This is a genomic window from Maribacter forsetii DSM 18668 (genome assembly GCF_000744105.1).
Taxonomy (GTDB): Bacteria; Bacteroidota; Bacteroidia; order Flavobacteriales; family Flavobacteriaceae; genus Maribacter; species Maribacter forsetii.
The window spans coordinates 4,471,585-4,486,642 of sequence record NZ_JQLH01000001.1 but is presented as its reverse complement, the minus strand read 5'-3'; the positions used below and the strand labels follow the sequence as shown (position 1 = coordinate 4,486,642).

Here is a 15,058-nt window from a genome sequence, read left to right as displayed (position 1 = left end):
TTAAATAGAATTCAAATTATCCATGTGGTAAACGCTCCGCATGGATAATTTTTTTTAATTTACGCTTGGTTTAGATTTAAACAAATATAAAGTTAAATGCAGTTAAAGCGAGTTGTAGTTACAGGTTTGGGGGCACTTACCCCAATAGGTAATAATATTGAAGAGTATTGGAATGCACTGGTCAACGGTAAAAGTGGCTCAGCTCCAATTACTTATTACGATACAGAAAAGTTCAAAGTAAAATTCGCATGTGAGCTAAAGAATTACAAGACGGAAGATCACTTTGAAAGAAAAGAAGGACGTAAGTTAGATAGATTTGCACAGTATGCTCTTGTATCTTCTGACGAAGCTATTCTTGACTCTAAATTAGATTTAGAAAAAGTAGATAAATTTCGTGTTGGTGTAATTTGGGGAGCAGGAATTGGAGGATTGGAAACTTTCCAGAACGAGGTCATGAATTTTGCCAATGGTGATGGTACACCAAGATTCAATCCATTCTTTATACCAAAGATGATTGCTGATATAGCACCGGGTAACATATCTATAAAACATGGTTTTATGGGTCCTAACTATACAACAGTTTCAGCATGTGCCTCTTCGGCCAATGCAATGATAGATGCCTTAAACTATATACGTTTAGGTCATTGTGATGTTATTGTAACAGGTGGTAGTGAAGCAGCTGTAACTATTGCAGGTATGGGTGGTTTTGGAGCAATGCACGCATTGTCTACAAGAAATGATAGTCCTGAAACGGCTTCAAGACCTTTTGATGCAACCAGAGACGGTTTTGTTTTAGGAGAAGGAGCAGGAGCTTTGGTTCTTGAAGAGTATGAACATGCAGTTGCAAGAGGAGCAAAAATATATGCGGAAGTAGCAGGTGGCGGTATGTCAAGTGATGCTTACCATATGACTGCGCCACACCCAGATGGTATTGGTGTAGTCAGGGTAATGGAAAACTGTTTAAGAGATGCAGGAATGTCAATTGAAGATGTAGATGCCATAAATACACATGGTACTTCTACACCTTTAGGTGATGTTGCGGAACTTAAGGCAATTACCAAGGTATTTGGTGAGCATGCCAAGAAAATAAATATCAATTCTACCAAGTCTATGACCGGTCACTTATTAGGTGCGGCGGGCGCTATTGAAGCAATCGCTTCAATATTGGCTATGGAACATGGTGTTGTACCACCAACAATTAACCATACCACGGTAGATGAGAATATAGATCCTAGTTTAAACCTTACATTGAACAAAGCTCAAAAACGAGATGTTAAAGTTGCTATGAGTAACACATTTGGTTTTGGCGGACACAATGCATGTGTAGTTTTTAAGAAAATCGATTAATTAGTTTTATGTCGTTTCCCACAAACTTATTTAATTCCCATCCAAAAGAGGATGGGGATTTTTTTTTGGGAATTACCAAGATTTTAGGATTTAAGCCTAAAACCTTATCAATTTATAAGAAAGCCTTTCTTCATAGGTCAATGAATAAAAAAGATGAAGAGGGTAATGCTATGAATTATGAACGGTTAGAATTCTTAGGGGATTCTATGCTAGGCACCATAATTTCTAAGCATCTTTACAGTGAAGTTCCTGAAGGTGATGAAGGTTATCTAACTAAAATGCGCTCTAAGATTGTTAGTAGAGAACATTTAAATGAACTGGGTAAAGACCTTGGGTTGATTAATTTTGTAGAAAGTAGAATACCAAGATCGCACTTTGGTCAAAATATTCATGGTAATGTGTTCGAAGCCTTAGTGGGCGCAATTTACCTGGATCGTGGTTATAAATATTGTGAAAAATTTATTAATAAAAGGGTCATAGATCCTTATGTTGATATTGAGCAATTAGAAGGTAGGGTAATTAGTTATAAGAGCTTGGTAATTGAATGGTGTCAGAAGAAAAAGAAAACTTTTGATTTTGATGTGTATGAAGATACCGGCAACGATCCCTTAAAACATTTTGCCGTTAGACTTTCAATAGGGGGTAACGTCGTAGCAAAAGCAAGGGCAACCTCAAAGAAGAAAGCTGAAGAAAGAGCTTCTAAAAGAGCCTTTTTTGCGCTACAGGATAAGATGAGCAATTAATCATTTAACAAATTGATAGAAAGCTAACATTTTATTAACTTTTAATGTGTTTTTATCAATTTATCTGACTAGGCTTTATAGCTTAGAAGTTCTATATTTACCCTTTTGTTGAAGTATGGCTACGACTTATAAAATAAATGATGATTTTTATGATGAATCTTTTAGCCTTATAGCTTTACACACTACCTTAGAAGATTTTGCATTGGCCTACGGCTTAAATAAAACTATTAAGGCAAAATTTGTAAGAGCAAAAAAAAATTTTATTCTTGACGAGAATAAATCGTTTCCCATATTTGATTGGGAAGATGAGTATAATGATATGTATTGGGTATTGATTGCCAATCACAGTACTGAAAAAGAGCTCATAGTTCATGACGATTTGTTTAAGAATGAAACAACATATAAAATGCCTAGGCTCATACCTGAGTATAAGGATGTTGACTATCTATTAAAAATAGAAACAGAGAAGGATGTTGACATCAACTCCTTAATAAAGAACATATTAATGTTGCCTAGAGTTATGGCAGCATATGAAATAAGTACTGACAAACTAAAATCAAAGAACAATCTAATTTTTTAAATATGCCAACTGTAAAAAAGACGAAAATTGTAGCGACATTGGGTCCTGCAACGAGCAAGAAAGAGGTACTCAGGAGCATGATTGATGCAGGAGTAGATGTATTCAGAATTAACTTTTCTCATGCAGATTACGATGATGTAAAAGAGCGTGTAAGTATGATACGTGAGTTAAATGATGAAATGGATACCAATACTTCTATTTTAGCAGATTTACAAGGACCAAAATTACGTGTAGGCGTAATGGCAGGTGACGTTGTAGTTAGCCCAGGTGATGAAATAACATTTGTAACGGGTGAGCCTTTTGAAGGTTCTGCCGAACGTGTTTACATGAACTACAAAGAATTCCCAAGAGATGTAAAAGCTGGGGAGCGTATTCTTTTAGATGATGGTAAATTAATGTTCGAAGTTGTTAAGACCAATGGAGAAGACGAGGTTTTGGCCAAGGTAATACAAGGTGGACCATTAAAGTCTAAGAAGGGTGTTAACTTACCAAATACCAATATCTCTTTACCGGCACTTACTACTAAAGATATTAAAGATGCTGAATTCGCTATTTCTTTAGAGGTGGATTGGATCGCACTTTCTTTTGTTCGTTTTAGTCAAGATTTAATAGATCTTCAAAATATCATCAATAAGCATTCTGAGCATAAAATTCCAATTATTGCTAAAATCGAGAAGCCAGAGGCAGTGGAAAATATTGATAAAATTGTTGCTTATTGTGATGGTTTAATGGTAGCTCGTGGAGATTTAGGTGTTGAAGTTCCGGCACATGAGGTTCCGTTGATTCAAAAACAGTTGGTTCTAAGAGCTAAGAAAGCTAGAATACCTGTAATTATCGCAACCCAAATGATGGAGACAATGATTACTAGCCTTACGCCAACAAGGGCAGAGGTGAACGATGTTGCCAATTCAGTAATGGATGGTGCAGATGCCGTAATGTTATCAGGTGAAACTTCTGTTGGTAATTACCCTGTACAGGTTATTGAAAAAATGTCAAGCATTTTAGAGAGTGTAGAAGGCTCAGATTTAATTCATGTACCACATGATCCACCACATATTCGTACAAAAAGATTTATCACTAAATCTATCTGTTACCATGCCGCTACAATGGCAAACGATATTAAGGCGAAAGCAATTTCAACCTTAACGAATAGTGGATATACAGCTTTTCAGATTTCTGCTTGGAGACCAAGTGCACATATTTTGGTATTTACATCAAATAGAAGAATACTAACGCAATTGAATTTGTTATGGGGAGTGAAAGCTTTTTACTATGATAAATTTGTATCTACCGATGATACTGTTGATGATGTAAACCGTATCGCTTTCAATAAAGGTTACTTGCAAATAGGGGATATGATCATTAGCCTTGCGGCAATGCCTATTAAAGATAAAGGTATGGTAAATACCTTAAGGGTAAGTGAAATAGAATCTGGTGATATTTAATTAGATTTCAGTAAATGGTTTATAAAAAAAGGGTCGCTAATTATAGCGACCCTTTTTTTTATGTTTTGATTTTCCTGTTAGGCAACTTCTTTTTCAAAGGCAATGAAATTAACGATTTCACCTTTTTTGTCAAAAATAGGTTTTCCTTGAATCCAACAGTTATAGGTAGAACCATCTTTTCTGTAATTGACAATAGTAACCTCAAAAGGTATCTTTTCTTTTATGGCATCAGAAACAATTTTCAATGTAGAAGGATTGGTCAAATTACCTTGAAACATTTTAGGCGTTTTACCTATAATTTCTTCCGGATGATACTGGCTCATGTTCCACATGTTCTGTGTAGCAAAAACAATATTTAATTTGGTATCTGTAACGACTACAACATTCTTCTGCGCTTTGAACTTTTCATCTAATAAGTTAGTGTCAATATTCCAAGAATGAGCAGAAACCAAGTTTGACAGCGAAACGGCATCTTCTTCAATTTGTTTAATGTCTTCATAATTTGAAGCGTAGAAGTCCCAAGATAAAACAGGTAACATGGTAAAGTTTAAACTATTTCTAAACTTGATTACGGCATTGTCATAATCTTTTAATTCTATCATTACGTGTAGTTTAGATGGGTAATTAAAATTTCTTTTTCATAGCAATTTGGTATAAAGCTAAAAAAATACCTGTTATGAAAATAATTTTACGAGCAGATTAGCATTTGTGTTTAAGTAATCACTATTTATAGTTTTGATTCGATATAAAACGTTCAACATAAAAAATCGAAAAATGTTCAAAATGTATGTAAAAACTAAAACCCTAATATAAATATTTTCATATTAGGGTTTTAGTTTTTAAGATTAAAGAGCCACTAATTCCACCCGCCACCTAGGGCTTGGTAAACATTTACTCTTGCCATTAACTGGTCTTTTTTAGTTTCTACCAATTCCATTTTAGATTCTAAAGCTTCACGCTGTGTAAGCAATACTTCTATATATTCAATTCTAGCCGATTGAAATAACCGTGTAGATAAATCTATAGATTCTGTCAAAGCCTTTACTTGGTTTTCCTTCAGGTCATAACTCCGTTTAAGGTTTTCCATTTTAGAAAGCTGATTCACCACTTCTATATATCCGCCTAAAATTGCTTTTTCATACTCATATACTGCTTGTATCTGTTTGGAGTTTGCTGTATTATATGCCGCTTTAATAGCATTTCTATTAATTAAAGGACCAACAACATCGCCAACCACACTGTATAAAAGTGATTCTGGTGTTTCCGTTAGATACTTGGCTTTAAATGCCGACAGACCAATACCTGCTTTTAACCCAATAGAAGGATAAAAATTAGCTCTTGCTACTTTGATATTTAGCTTGGCAGCCTCTAGTTCAAATTCTGCCTGTCTAATATCTGGTCTGTTTAAAAGCAATTGCGATGGAATACCGGAAAAAACGGTGTCCATTTCAGTTTCAATAAAACCATTAGAACTACGGGCAATTGGTTGCGGTTGTCTACCGATTAAGAAATTAATTTTGTTTTCCATTTCAACAACTTCTTGTTGCACTTCAAACTTATGGCTTTGGTTTTTTAATACCTCTGCTTCAAACCTTCTAACGGCAAGCTCGGTGGCACGCGCTGCTTCTTTTTGCAATCGGACCATTTTTAGGGCATTGCCTTGTAGCTCTAAATTTTGCTCAATAATGGCTAATTGATTGTCTAAGGCAATCAACTCATAATAAGAATCGGCTATCTCGGCAATTAATCTAGTTACCATAAAGTTTTTACCCTCAATGGTAGATAAATATTCAAGTGCAGCAGCCTTTTTAGAGTTGCGAAGTTTCTTCCAAACATCAAGTTCCCAAGTAGCAAAAAGTCCGGCTGAGTAGTCCGTTAAAGGATCGGGAAACTCTTCCCCGTCTTTAATAACCAGATTTTGTTCTACAGCACCATCACGGGTATATTCACCCACTTTTTCAACTTCGGCACTTACACCATAGTTTACAAAAGGCAGGTATTCTCCTTTTCTAGCCTTTACTTCATTTTGAGCAACATCTATTTGTTGCATCATAATGCGTAACTCTTGATTATTGACCAAGGCAGTATCAATTAATTTGATGAGGTTTTCATCGTTAAAGAAATCTCTCCATTTTAATTGCGCGCTATTAGTCGTATCTGCCAGTTGTTGTGCATAATTATCTGGCAGATTTTTATTTGCCTTTTTCAATATTCTTGTGGGTGCACAAGAATAGAAAAAGCCTATTTGTATTAGAAGCACGAAAAGCAATTTTCCATGCTTTATGGGTTTTATAACTTTAATCATTGTCTTCTTTTTTGGTTAGTTTTTTAATCATTTGTTTTAGCTCTCTAAGTTTCTGTCGGGTTTTACTTTCGCCTTCGCTAAGTCTTATAAACTCTTCAGAAACCGGCTCGTCAGATTCTCCTTTAATAAGTCCGCGACCATCAGCCATTTTGGCAAAAATGTAATACAGACCAGGGATAATAAGTACCCCAATCAAGGTTCCCATAAGCATACCACCCATGGCAGAACTACCAATAGTTTTATTGGCAATTGCCCCGGCACCATGTGCAATTACTAAAGGAATAAGACCAGCAATAAATGCAAATGAAGTCATTAAAATGGGTCTAAAACGCACTTTTGCCCCTTCAATGGCAGATTCCAGAATTGTACTGCCTTGTCGTCGTTTTTGCACGGCAAATTCTACAATAAGGACCCCGTTTTTACCAAGAAGTCCAACGAGCATGATTAGACCAATTTGTGCATAAACATCATTGGCAAGCCCCATGGTCTTCAGCATAAAGAAAGAGCCTAACACCCCAATAGGTAAGGATAGAATTATGGCAAGCGGAAGTAGAAAACTCTCGTACTGTGCTGCAAGCACGAAGTACACGAAAATTAAAACCACCAAGAATATATAAATAGATTCATTTCCTCTTTGTGCCTCGTCATACGACAACCCTTCCCAAGCGACATCAAAACCTCTAGGCAGTGTTTGCTCTGCTACCTCATTAATTGCAGCAATTGCATCGCCACTAGTATAACCTTCTGCAGGTAGCCCTCTAATAGAAGCCGAGTTGTACAAGTTGTAACGGGTAATTTCGTTAGGTCCAAGTTTCTTTTCCATGGACATAAACGCCGAATACGGTACCATTTCACCCTCCTCGTTTTTCACGAATAGCTTTTCTAAATCTGAAGGCAAAGCCCTATATTCTGGTGCTGCTTGGGTGTACACTTTAAAGAATCTACCGAAACGAATAAAACCTTGCTCGTAAGTACTACCAATAAGAATATTTAGGTTTTCCATGGCTTTATCTATGGAAACCCCTTTTTGCATCGCAATTTTATTATTGATTTTTAACTCGTACTGCGGATAGTTGGCGGAGTAAAACGTAAATAACCCGGTAAGCTCATCACGCTCGGATAAAGCTTCCATGAATTCATTATTTATCTTTTCAAACTCGTGATAATCCGTTCCATCGGTTTTATCTAAAAGACGCATGGAAAATCCGCCAGAAGAACCAAAACCAGGTACGGCAGGTGGTTCAAAATATTCAATTACAGCACCGAGGTCTTTAGTTTCTTCCTCAAGTTCTTCCATAATTTCATGAACGGAATGATGGCGGTCGCCCCATGGTTTCAGGTTAATTAAAACGGTACCTGCATTAGAACCACGACCCTCGGTCATAATTTCATAACCCGCTAAAGAAGAAACAGATTCAACACCTTCGGTCTCCTCACAAATAATTTGCAGTTTTCTAGCTACATCATTCGTACGCTCTAAAGTAGAACCTGGCGGCGTCTGAATAATAGCGTAAATCATACCTTGGTCTTCGTTGGGTATAAACCCTGCAGGTAGTGTTTCGTTAGTAAAGAAAATACCAACACAGAACGCACCTAGAATACCGAAAGTAAGTACCCTTCTGGCAACTATTTTATTTAGCACCTTAACATACTTGCCCGTTAGTTTCTCAAATCCTCGGTTAAACCAATCTATAAATTTATCGATAGGTGATTTTTTACGCTCCTTACCGTGATTGTTTTTAAGAATCATGGCACAAAGCACTGGTGTCAATGTCAATGCTACAATGGCTGAAAGTATAATGGAACCCGCCATGGTTATGGAAAATTGCCTGTAGAAAACACCAACAGGTCCCGACATGAATGCAATAGGTACGAATACGGAAACCATCACCAAAGTAATGGCGATAATTGCACCACCAATTTCATTCACCACAAGTTTTACCGCTTCATACGGACCTAAGTGCGTTTCCTCCATTTTGGCATGCACCGCTTCTACTACTACAATAGCATCATCGACCACAATACCAATGGCAAGCACCAGAGCGAACAGGGTAATTAGGTTAATGGAGAGCCCAAATAACTGCATGATAAAAAATGCACCAATTAAGGAAACAGGTACTGCAATAATAGGGATTAACGTAGAACGCCAATCACCTAAAAACAGGAATACAACAATGGCAACCAGTATAAAAGCATCTCTTAACGTATGTATCACTTGTTCTATAGATGCGTTTAAGAAGTTAGATACATCATAACTAATTTTGTAATCCATTCCACTTGGCAACTCAGACTTAAGCTCTGCCAATTTATCCTTTACTTCGGCAATTACATCGCTGGCATTACTGCCAAAAGTTTGTTTTAAGACAATAGAGGCAGAGGGTTTACCATCAAGATTAGAGTAGATATCAAAAAACTCACTACCTAATTCTACATCTGCAACTTCACCTAAGGTCAAAATTTCTCCCTCCGGGTTTGCCTTTAAAATAATGTCTTTGTACTGCTGTGGTTCGTCATACCTATCTTGGTAGAGAAGCACATATTCTAACGACTGTGAAGTTTTACCCGAGCTTTGCCCAATTCTACCAGGGCGCGCCAAAATACTTTGCTCTTCCATGGCTTCTAAAATTTCTTCAGCAGATACATTGTAGGCACGCATACGGTCAGGCTTTAACCAAACACGCATGGCATATTTACGGCTACCTAAAATTTGAGCACTTGCAATACCATTAATTCGCTGAATTTCAGGAATCATTTTGGTATAGGCATAGTTATAAAGAAACAACTCATGGTCGTCGCTATTATCACTATAAAGGTTGACGTACATTAACATACTTGGCTGTACGGGAGTAATGATTACCCCTTCTCTTTGTACCAATTCCGGCAGTAAAGGCATTACTTGATCCACTCTTGTTTTTACCCGTACCACGGCTTGGTTAGGGTCTGTGCCAGGTTCAAAAATAATACGGAGTGTACCTTCGCCTGCACTGGTGGCATCTGATGCAATATAACGCATACCTTGCACTCCGTTGATAGCGGTTTCTAAGGGAATAAGCGTTGATTTTACCAAAACATCCGCACTAGAACCAGGGTAGGCAATAAAGATATTGACCGTCGTAGGCGCAATATCGGGGAACTGTGAAATAGGCAATTGCTTAATGGAAAGCAACCCTACAAATACGATTATCACCGATATGACAATAGCCAATACCGGTCTTTTTATAAACTTACTGAACATGTTTTTTGTTTTTAGATTACTCGGCGTAAACAGCCAATTTTGACATCACCTCGTTTGGTTCAGCAAATACGGTTTCTATCTTCTCATTATTTTTTACCATACGAATGCCATCAACTAAGATTCTATCTTTTGGTTGAAGTCCTTTGCTAATAACAAAAAGATGCGGAAGTTCTGCAGCCACATCTATTTCAGTTTGGTGCACCACATCATCTTGGTCTAAAACAAACACGTAGCGTTTGTTCAATATTTCAAAAGTTGCTTTTTGTGGAATAATCAATGCGTCTTTAAACGGAATGGTCATAAGCACACTACCGGTTTCTCCATGCCTAAGAATTTGGTCTGGATTTGGGAAAGTTGCTCTAAAGGCAATGTTTCCGGTTTCGTTATTAAACTCACCCTCAATAGTTTCAACAATGCCTTTTTGGTTGAATCTTTTGTTGTTTGCCATTAAGAGTTCCACTTCTCTTTTATTGTCTTTGTCAGTGCTAATGATGTAGTCTAAATATTCGGCTTCAGGAACATTGAAATACACCCACATTTTAGAATTGTCCGATAACGTTGTCAGCAATTCACCCTCGTCTAAAAGGCTACCTTCACGTGCATGAAGGTGGTCCATAATACCATCAAATGGTGCACGAATATTTGTGAATCCTAAATGTGTTTGTGCTAAAGCCACCTCTGCATTAGCTTTGTCAAAATTGGCTTTTGCCATGGCAAGTTCATTTTTAGAAACGACATTACCATCGGTTAAAAGCTGGGTGTTCTGTAATTCTATTTCGGCAACTTTAGCTTCGGCTTTCGCTTTTTGCAAATCTGCTTCATAGATATTTGGCATAATATTGAACATTTTTTGCCCTTTTTTTACCACTTGACCTTCGTCAACGTGAATTTCCTTCAAATAGCCTTTTTCTAAGGCTCTTAGCTCAATATGCCTAAAGGAGTTTATTTGACACACATAATCTTTGGTAATAGCGGTGTCTTTTTTAATGGGACTAGTAATTAGAAACTTAGTGTGTTCCTCTTTTTTTTCTTTTTTTGAATTACAGCTTGCCGCAATAAATAAAGTGCATGCGGTAGCGATCAGGAGTACGCTCTTGGTCATAAAAATGAATATTTAATTGATTGGAAAAATGAAATTAGAAAATGCGGAGACACTCAAATTATAGGGCAAGTAGATTAATAAATCAGAAATGGCTGTTGCCCAATAAATGATGTTGGGTCAAAGGGAACTTGACCTAAATAAATTTTAAATACGAAATACCTGATATAGGACAAAGCGCCTATCTGCTGTGGGTAGAAAAGTAAATAGCCTTTGAAGTTTGTTGCTATTTGTGAAATAACTGAATAAGAATAAAACTGCTAAAAGATAAAAAGAAGCTGTAGCTTGTTGGCGCTCAGTTTCTTTTTTAAAGAACGTTTGTTCACTTTCTTCCTCTTCAATTTCTACGGCTTCAATTTCAATACCTTTGTCTAAATTGTCAAAAGAACCTTTAAGACTAGCATTATGTTGAACAGCCGCCTCTTGGGTGTTAGAAATTGAATTGGTAAATTGTTGAGTGCTATGAAAAGAGCTACCCTCTATATTGTAATTAGCAAATAGAGGACTATATATACCAGAAAGTAGTATACATATGGAAAGAAGAAATTTTAGAAAACTCTTTTTCATTTAAGTAGCCAAAATTATTCTAGCAATTATTGCTGTACAACTATATGCCGTTAATTTTTGTTAACTTTTTCGATTTTTAGATAAAAGTGCTTAAAACGCGGGTAATAATTAAAAATCAAACTTTAATTGCACTAAGATTGATTTATCGTTAACCTTTTTGACGGTTTTATCTTCTGTGTTTAAATTGGATAGGGATATGCCTAATAATCTAACGGAGTTCTGTAACTCTTCTTGGTATAAAAGATCTTTTGCAGTCTCTAAAATGAGGTCTTTATCTGCTATAAAGTAAGGCATTGTTTTACTTCTAGTATTTAAAGTAAAATCGCTGTATTTTATTTTCAGGGTGATTGTTTTACCGGCAACTTTTGATTTCGTTAGTCTTCTTTCAAGTTCTTGGGCAATATGTTCTAAACGTTCTAGCATAAAAACCTCACTGCTAAGATTTTCATTGAAAGTACGCTCTGCACCTAAGGATTTTGGTATGCGATGTGGTTTAACTTCACTATTATGAATACCACGAACTACGTGATAATAGTACGGACCGCTCTTGCCAAAATTATCGGCTAGAAATTCTATTGATTTTGATTTTAGATCACTACCGGTAAAAATACCCAGCTTGTACATTTTTTCTGCAGTGACTTTCCCTACACCATAAAACTTACGTATATCTAATTCTTCTAAAAACGGAATTACCTCTTCTGGGTTTACGGTTTTTTGACCGTTAGGCTTATTAATATCACTAGCGACTTTGGCAATAAATTTATTGATGGAAATACCTGCAGATGCATTTAAGCCTGTTTTCTCTAATATACGTTGTCGTATTTCGGTAGCAAGCATCGTTGCAGAAGGATTTCCTTTTTTGTTGACGGTAACATCAAGATAAGCTTCATCTAAAGATAGCGGTTCAACTAAATCTGTATACTCAAAGAAGATAGCTCGTATTTGTTTTGAAATTTCTTTGTAACGGTCAAACCGCGGTTTTACAAAAGTTAGGTGTGGACAGTTTTTTTTGGCTTGAAATCCGCTCATGGCACTACGTACCCCAAACTTGCGAGCTTCATAGTTCGCTGCAGAAACTACACCTCTTTTTTCACTGCCACCTACTGCCAAAGGTTTTCCCTTTAAATCTGGGTTATCCAATTCTTCTACGGAAGCATAAAATGCATCCATATCTACATGAATAATTTTTCGCAAGGGCTTTTCATTGGGCATAAGCAAATTTAAGACTTATCTTAGTTTTTGGATAGTAGTTTTAACCATTCATATGATAGAAATAGAGCGTAAATTTTTGGTGAAATCTGACGATTACAAATCTGAAGCAACATCTAAAACACGTATTGTTCAAGGTTTTTTGAATACAGACCCTAGTAGAACGGTAAGAGTAAGAATTAAGGGTGATGCAGGATTTATTACTATAAAAGGGAAATCTAACGCCACAGGTACTTCTAGGTTTGAATGGGAAAAAGAAATATCTGTAGAAGAAGCTGATGCACTTTTGAAATTATGCGAAAAAGGAATTCTAGATAAGTATAGATATGAAATTACCGTTGGAAACCATGTCTATGAAGTTGATGAATTTTTTGGAGATAATGAGGGATTGACTATTGCTGAAATAGAACTGAACGATGAAAATGAATCATTTCAGAAGCCAACTTGGTTGGGTATTGAAGTAACGGGTGAGATAAAATATTACAATTCTCAGTTAAGTAAGCACCCATTTAAGAATTGGGTTGATTAATCAGTTTTTTTAATTCCGTTTAATGGAACAATAACCAAATGTTCTAGTAATTCATTATTGCTGTAGCTATCAAAGAAATCTCTATTGGGTAGTATCACCTCGTTAATTCTAAGAAGAAACAGCTCACAGATAAGTTTAACATTAATGTTTTTTCTTAATTGATTTTTATTTTCGGCCTCTTGTAATAGGTCAAGAATATATGTCCAAACTATAGCTTGAGAAAAATCATCATAAAGTTTATAAGACTGTGGGTAATATTTTTTAAGACCAAACAAAAATGTAGGACTCAAGTTTCTTAACTCCTCAAGTCCTACAGTGGAAATATGTATAATTTTATCAAAAGGATCTGATGCTTCTTGATAAAGTTGAAAAAACCTGCTAATCTTATCATGCGTTCGGTTGAGTAATAGAGCAACACTTTCATGAACTAAATTACCTTTATTTTCAAAAACTTCATATAATGTTTTTTTAGAGATGCCAAGGGTCTCAGCCACATCATCCATTCCGACCCTTTTGCATCCATATTTAGAGAAAAGCACTAATGCCTGCTCAATATATTCAGTTTTTTTCTGCATTTTTTTAAAGCATAGATCTATTGCCATCCGCCACCAAGCGAACGATATAGCTCAACCGTAGCAGACAATTGTGATAATTTGTTATCTACCAAACTAAGTTCTGCTGTTAAAGCATTTTCTCTAGCAGTTAAAAGATCTAGGTACGTTAAATAACCACTATTCAATAATTCTTCAGAATTACTTTCTGCACGTTTCAATGCTGATACTTGTTTAGAGATAAATTCTTCTTTTTCTAAAGAGATATTATAATCATACAAAGCATTGGATACTTCTTGACCAGCATTTAAAAGTGTTTTCTTGAACATATATACTGCTTGTTCTTGCTGAGCTTGGGCTACTTCATAAGCTGTTCTTATTTTTCTTCCATTAAAAATGGGTTGAGTTAAGCCACCTACTAGATTTGCGAAAATGGAACTAGAATCTATCCAATCATCAATTTCTAAACTTTGAAATCCACCTTGTGCAGAAAGGGTAATTGAAGGGTAAAAATTGCTTCGAGCAACATTGGTCAGTTCAAAACTATTGACTAAACCATATTCTGCCTGCATAATATCAGGTCGGTTACGAAGTAAAAGAGTTGGAACGCCTAGTTGTAGATCGTTAGTTAGAGTTTGCTCATCTAAAGTGGTACGAGCATAGGTTTGTGGTTGTTCGCCTAATAGAATACTCATGGTATTTTCAGTTTGATACAATGCATTTTTAAGGTCTAGTAATTGACTTTGAGCGCTATATAATTGCGCAGCAGTTTGATCAACACCTACTTGGTTAGCTTGCCCTGCTTCTTTTAGAGCTGTAATAGTCTCTAAACTTTTAGAACGGTTTTCAATTGTTTCTTCGGTAACAGAAATCTGCTTATCTAAAGCTAAAATTTGATAGTAAGTAGTAGCAATTTGTGCTACCAAACTTGTTTTTACAGCTTTATGCGCTGCTACTGTTTGTAAGTAGCTTGCATCGCTAGCGCGTTTTGTACTTCTTATTTTTCCCCAAATATCAGCTTCCCAAGATGCCGTGCCAGATGCTTCATATTGATTGAAAGGCTGAGTGAAAAAACTACCAAATTGTCCATTCTCACTAGTTCTTGCAGTTCTGGTCGCACTAGCAGCACCAGTAATAGTGGGTAAATAACCAGCTTTACCTTGCTTAACATAAGCCTCTGCAGACGCAATGCTCTGAAGTGCAATGCGAATGTCAAGGTTGTTTACCAATCCTTTTTGAATATAAGTCTTCAAATAAGAATCTGTAAAAAGGTCTTGGTAAGAAACAGAAGCAAAAGACACACTGTCTTGAGGTAAATTATCGGTTCGAAACAGGTTTTCAGTTTCCAAATCTGGGCGCTCGTAAGTTTTTGCGGTAAAGCAAGACTGCAATAAAAGTGGCAGGAAAGCGACCAATATAAGTTTATTAGATACTAATTTATTCATGAT

At 36.2% G+C, this 15,058-nt stretch carries 13 protein-coding genes; 5 read left to right on the top strand and 8 right to left on the bottom strand.

Annotated features, from left to right (window positions below; translation table 11 throughout):
* Positions 1–96: 96 nt before the first annotated feature.
* The 4 genes from fabF (at position 97) to pyk (ending at position 4,115) form a co-directional block, all read left to right on the top strand.
* A complete protein-coding gene (gene fabF, locus P177_RS19120; protein ID WP_036157474.1) occupies positions 97–1,347 on the top strand; it encodes a beta-ketoacyl-ACP synthase II in 1,251 nt (416 codons plus the stop codon).
* Positions 1,348–1,355: 8 nt separating this feature from the next.
* Complete coding sequence (gene rnc, locus P177_RS19115; protein WP_036157471.1) at positions 1,356–2,090, top strand: ribonuclease III; 735 nt, start codon at positions 1,356–1,358, stop codon at positions 2,088–2,090.
* A gap of 115 nt (positions 2,091–2,205) precedes the next feature.
* Positions 2,206–2,670 carry an IPExxxVDY family protein gene (locus P177_RS19110; RefSeq protein WP_036157465.1) on the top strand — a complete coding sequence of 155 codons (465 nt, stop codon included), beginning with the start codon at positions 2,206–2,208 and terminating at the stop codon, positions 2,668–2,670.
* A 2-nt stretch (positions 2,671–2,672) separates the two neighbouring features.
* Positions 2,673–4,115, top strand: a complete 1,443-nt coding sequence (gene pyk, locus P177_RS19105) for a pyruvate kinase (RefSeq protein WP_036157462.1) — start codon at positions 2,673–2,675, stop codon at positions 4,113–4,115.
* 77 nt (positions 4,116–4,192) lie between these two features.
* Here the strand turns inward: pyk and P177_RS19100 are convergent, their stop codons facing one another.
* From P177_RS19100 to dinB, 6 genes are all read right to left on the bottom strand, one after another.
* A complete protein-coding gene (locus P177_RS19100; RefSeq protein ID WP_036157460.1) occupies positions 4,193–4,717 on the bottom strand; it encodes a PAS domain-containing protein in 525 nt (174 codons plus the stop codon).
* A 254-nt stretch (positions 4,718–4,971) separates the two neighbouring features.
* Entirely contained in the window at positions 4,972–6,420 is a 1,449-nt protein-coding gene (locus tag P177_RS19095) for a TolC family protein (RefSeq protein ID WP_036157457.1), read from the bottom strand.
* On the bottom strand, positions 6,413–9,655 hold the full coding sequence (locus tag P177_RS19090) for an efflux RND transporter permease subunit (RefSeq protein WP_036157454.1): 3,243 nt from the start codon (positions 9,653–9,655) through the stop codon (positions 6,413–6,415). The genes P177_RS19095 and P177_RS19090 overlap by 8 nt, the downstream gene beginning before the upstream one ends.
* Before the next feature lie 16 nt (positions 9,656–9,671).
* Positions 9,672–10,757 carry an efflux RND transporter periplasmic adaptor subunit gene (locus P177_RS19085; protein ID WP_051941922.1) on the bottom strand — a complete coding sequence of 362 codons (1,086 nt, stop codon included), beginning with the start codon at positions 10,755–10,757 and terminating at the stop codon, positions 9,672–9,674.
* Positions 10,758–10,901: 144 nt separating this feature from the next.
* Positions 10,902–11,321: a hypothetical protein gene (locus tag P177_RS19080; protein WP_036157453.1), complete on the bottom strand. Its 420-nt coding sequence runs from the start codon at positions 11,319–11,321 to the stop codon at positions 10,902–10,904.
* A gap of 108 nt (positions 11,322–11,429) precedes the next feature.
* A complete protein-coding gene (dinB, locus tag P177_RS19075; RefSeq protein ID WP_036157448.1) occupies positions 11,430–12,533 on the bottom strand; it encodes a DNA polymerase IV in 1,104 nt (367 codons plus the stop codon).
* A gap of 52 nt (positions 12,534–12,585) precedes the next feature.
* Here dinB and P177_RS19070 point away from each other — a divergent pair, with 52 nt between their 5' ends.
* Positions 12,586–13,059: a CYTH domain-containing protein gene (locus P177_RS19070; RefSeq protein WP_036157445.1), complete on the top strand. Its 474-nt coding sequence runs from the start codon at positions 12,586–12,588 to the stop codon at positions 13,057–13,059.
* On the opposite strand, the gene P177_RS19065 is transcribed toward P177_RS19070, so the two are convergent.
* Both P177_RS19065 and P177_RS19060 read right to left on the bottom strand, forming a co-directional pair.
* The gene (locus P177_RS19065; protein ID WP_167333131.1) at positions 13,056–13,634 is read right to left on the bottom strand and encodes a TetR/AcrR family transcriptional regulator; all 579 of its coding nucleotides are present in this window, start codon (positions 13,632–13,634) and stop codon (positions 13,056–13,058) included. The two genes, P177_RS19070 and P177_RS19065, sit on opposite strands and share 4 nt — an antisense overlap.
* Before the next feature lie 17 nt (positions 13,635–13,651).
* Positions 13,652–15,055: a TolC family protein gene (locus tag P177_RS19060; RefSeq protein WP_036157440.1), complete on the bottom strand. Its 1,404-nt coding sequence runs from the start codon at positions 15,053–15,055 to the stop codon at positions 13,652–13,654.
* Between the last annotated feature and the right edge of the window lie 3 nt (positions 15,056–15,058).

Excerpts from the sequence above, each read along its gene's own strand:
- fabF (WP_036157474.1), top strand. The coding sequence starts at position 97 with ATGCAGTTAAAGCGAGTTGTAGTTACAGGTTTGGGGGCACTTACCCCA.
- rnc (WP_036157471.1), top strand. The coding sequence starts at position 1,356 with ATGTCGTTTCCCACAAACTTATTTAATTCCCATCCAAAAGAGGATGGG.
- P177_RS19110 (WP_036157465.1), top strand. The coding sequence starts at position 2,206 with ATGGCTACGACTTATAAAATAAATGATGATTTTTATGATGAATCTTTT.
- pyk (WP_036157462.1), top strand. The coding sequence starts at position 2,673 with ATGCCAACTGTAAAAAAGACGAAAATTGTAGCGACATTGGGTCCTGCA.
- P177_RS19100 (WP_036157460.1), bottom strand. The coding sequence starts at position 4,717 with ATGATAGAATTAAAAGATTATGACAATGCCGTAATCAAGTTTAGAAAT.
- P177_RS19095 (WP_036157457.1), bottom strand. The coding sequence starts at position 6,420 with ATGATTAAAGTTATAAAACCCATAAAGCATGGAAAATTGCTTTTCGTG.
- P177_RS19090 (WP_036157454.1), bottom strand. The coding sequence starts at position 9,655 with ATGTTCAGTAAGTTTATAAAAAGACCGGTATTGGCTATTGTCATATCG.
- P177_RS19085 (WP_051941922.1), bottom strand. The coding sequence starts at position 10,757 with ATGACCAAGAGCGTACTCCTGATCGCTACCGCATGCACTTTATTTATT.
- P177_RS19080 (WP_036157453.1), bottom strand. The coding sequence starts at position 11,321 with ATGAAAAAGAGTTTTCTAAAATTTCTTCTTTCCATATGTATACTACTT.
- dinB (WP_036157448.1), bottom strand. The coding sequence starts at position 12,533 with ATGCCCAATGAAAAGCCCTTGCGAAAAATTATTCATGTAGATATGGAT.
- P177_RS19070 (WP_036157445.1), top strand. The coding sequence starts at position 12,586 with ATGATAGAAATAGAGCGTAAATTTTTGGTGAAATCTGACGATTACAAA.
- P177_RS19065 (WP_167333131.1), bottom strand. The coding sequence starts at position 13,634 with ATGCAGAAAAAAACTGAATATATTGAGCAGGCATTAGTGCTTTTCTCT.
- P177_RS19060 (WP_036157440.1), bottom strand. The coding sequence starts at position 15,055 with ATGAATAAATTAGTATCTAATAAACTTATATTGGTCGCTTTCCTGCCA.